4 protein-coding genes are annotated in these 2,318 nt (G+C 61.6%); 2 read left to right on the top strand and 2 right to left on the bottom strand.

What is annotated here, in order from left to right:
* Together BMW72_RS18185 and lplAB are read left to right on the top strand one after the other, a co-directional pair.
* Window positions 1-300, top strand: a 300-nt coding sequence (locus tag BMW72_RS18185) for a TenA family protein (RefSeq protein WP_482764171.1), incomplete at its 5' end; no start/stop codon positions are given.
* A 67-nt stretch (window positions 301-367) separates the two neighbouring features.
* On the top strand, window positions 368-1,417 hold the full coding sequence (lplAB, locus tag BMW72_RS18180) for a lipoate-protein ligase LplAB (protein WP_092113155.1): 1,050 nt from the start codon (window positions 368-370) through the stop codon (window positions 1,415-1,417).
* A gap of 46 nt (window positions 1,418-1,463) precedes the next feature.
* Here lplAB and BMW72_RS18175 read toward each other — a convergent pair whose 3' ends face one another.
* Entirely contained in the window at window positions 1,464-1,616 is a 153-nt protein-coding gene (locus BMW72_RS18175) for a hypothetical protein (RefSeq protein WP_241984070.1), read from the bottom strand.
* Window positions 1,617-1,826: 210 nt separating this feature from the next.
* Window positions 1,827-2,234, bottom strand: a complete 408-nt coding sequence (locus tag BMW72_RS19645) for an integrase core domain-containing protein (RefSeq protein ID WP_166787820.1) — start codon at window positions 2,232-2,234, stop codon at window positions 1,827-1,829.
* Between the last annotated feature and the right edge of the window lie 84 nt (window positions 2,235-2,318).

The following is a 2,318-nucleotide window of genomic DNA, read 5'->3' as shown; positions in this document are numbered from 1 at the left end:
GCGGCGCTGTTGCCGTGCTTCTGGATGTATCAGGATGTCGGTAGGCGGCTGCATCCGCTCTCGCACGACGCGCATCCGTACCGCAGCTGGCTGGACACCTACGCGGATGAGGAGTTCGCCGCCTCCACCGCACGTGCGATCAAGATTGTCACCGCCGCCGCCGCCGCAGCGGCTGAACCGGCCCGGCACCGCATGGCCCAGGCGTTCCGCGCTTCGGCCGCGCACGAGCGAGAATTCTTCGCCGCGCCCCTGACCAACCCCCGCGCTTGGCACCGCTTCGAGGCAGCGACCGCCGATTAGACTCGATGCGGACCCACCGACAGCCGGATTCTGGAGTGTCGAGCCGGAGTTCAGAGAGAGGCGCAGAATGCACAGCGAGTACAAGGTGCCCGGCGGAAAACTCCTGGTCGTCGACCTCGATGTGGTGGAGGGCACGATCGTGAACTTCCAGCTTGCCGGCGACTTCTTTCTCGAGCCGGATGAGGCGCTTGCCGCGATCAATGGCGCCGTGAACGGCCTGCCCGAGGAAAGCGGATCCTCCGACATCACCGAGGCCGTGCAGACGGTGCTGCCAGCCGGTGCGATGCTCCTTGGTTTCTCACCTGCTTCGGTCGCTGTGGCTACCCGACGAGCGTTGTCACGCGCGACGGTCTGGACCGACTACGACTGGCAGCTCATTCACGGCGAGCCGTATCCCGAACTGCTGCAGATGGCTCTCGAGCAGGTACTCACCGAGGAGGTCGGTGCTGGTCACCGCCAACCGACTCTGCGCTTCTGGGAGCGCACGGAACCGGCTGTGGTCATCGGCAGTTTTCAGTCGCTGAAGAACGAGGTAGACCTGGAGAACGCGGAGAAGTACGGAATTCAGGTCGCGCGACGCATAACCGGCGGGGGTGCCATGTTCGTGGAGCCCGGATCCTTCATCACCTACTCGATTTACGCACCGACCGACCTCGTTCACGGCATGTCGTTCGCCGAGTCATACGCTTACCTCGACGAATGGGCGATCACTGCGCTGAGCGTTCTGGGCGTCGACGCCTATTACCAACCGTTGAATGACATCGCCTCCTCCGCAGGAAAAATCGGCGGCGCCGCGCAAAAACGCCTGAGCACCGGCGCGCTGCTGCATCATGTGACGATGAGCTACGACATGGACGCCGAGAAGATGGTGCAGGTGCTCCGAATCGGTCGCGAGAAAATGAGCGACAAGGGAACCAAGAGCGCCAAGAAGCGGGTCGATCCGCTGCGCAGCCAAACCGGTCTCAGCCGGGACGAGATCATGGACGAGATGGTGAACACTTTCCGCGGCCTGTACGGTCTGAGGACGGGGGCGATCACATCGGAGGAACTGGCGCGCGCCGAGCAACTGGTTGTGGAGAAGTTCGGCACCGAGGAATGGCTGCACCGCGTACCCTGAGCGGCCTGGTGGCACAGACGGCATAGACGGCATAGACGGCGAACACTCAGGCGAGCGGCATGTGGCGTGCATCCAGCAGCTCACGGGTGAATGGATGCTGCGGACTGCTGAAGAGCGCGGCCGCGCTTCCCTGCTCGAGCACAGCGCCATCCTTCATCACCAGGATGTCGTGACTGAGCGCGCACCACCGCCAGGTCATGCGAGATGAACACCAGGGCCAGCCCGGTTTCCTGTTGCAGCGATGCCAGCAGCTCAAGCACCTGAACCTGGATGGATAGGGGTGGCTTGTGAAAAAGTGAAATATCCGACGATTGCGGGCATTTTCACTGAATGCAGGCGGCCAGCCGTGGTCAAAGCGCACCGAAGAAACCTTGACCGCGCGATGTCAAGCTGTGTGGAGTCACTCGGGTTAGTTTTTGACGATTTTATCGGGACGATGATTGATCCCGACGATGCCGGATGGGGCTGGGGTTGCGGGTCGTGCCCGGAACCGTTCTGGATGCGTGCGGTGGTATTTCTGCAGAGCGAGGTCGCGCTTGAAGTGCGCCCGTCGCCACGAGCCGTCGTGGACTTCCTGCGGCGAGAACAACGCGATGCCGGAGTGTTTGTGGCTGGTGTTATACCAAGGCACGTAGTCGTTCAAGTGGTCGCGAGCGGACTCAAGGCTGTCGAATATTCCGGGGTAATTGGGGCGGTATTTCATCGTGCGGAACTCAGATTCTGAGTACGGATTGTCATTGGAAACATAGGGCCGATTGTGGGTCTTGGCGACGTTGAGCCCGCTGAGGAGAACGGCCAGCGCATCCGAGCCTGTCAAGTGTTTTGTGTAAGTGTTGGGAATTGGTTAGAGGTGGGGGTTGATTCGGTCGGGGTGAATCATCACGAGCTGGCTGAGGGCTTG

Source organism: Cryobacterium luteum, assembly GCF_900110125.1.
In the GTDB taxonomy this organism is placed as follows: Bacteria; Actinomycetota; Actinomycetes; order Actinomycetales; family Microbacteriaceae; genus Cryobacterium; species Cryobacterium luteum.
This window is presented reverse-complemented; position numbering and strand designations above follow the sequence as displayed.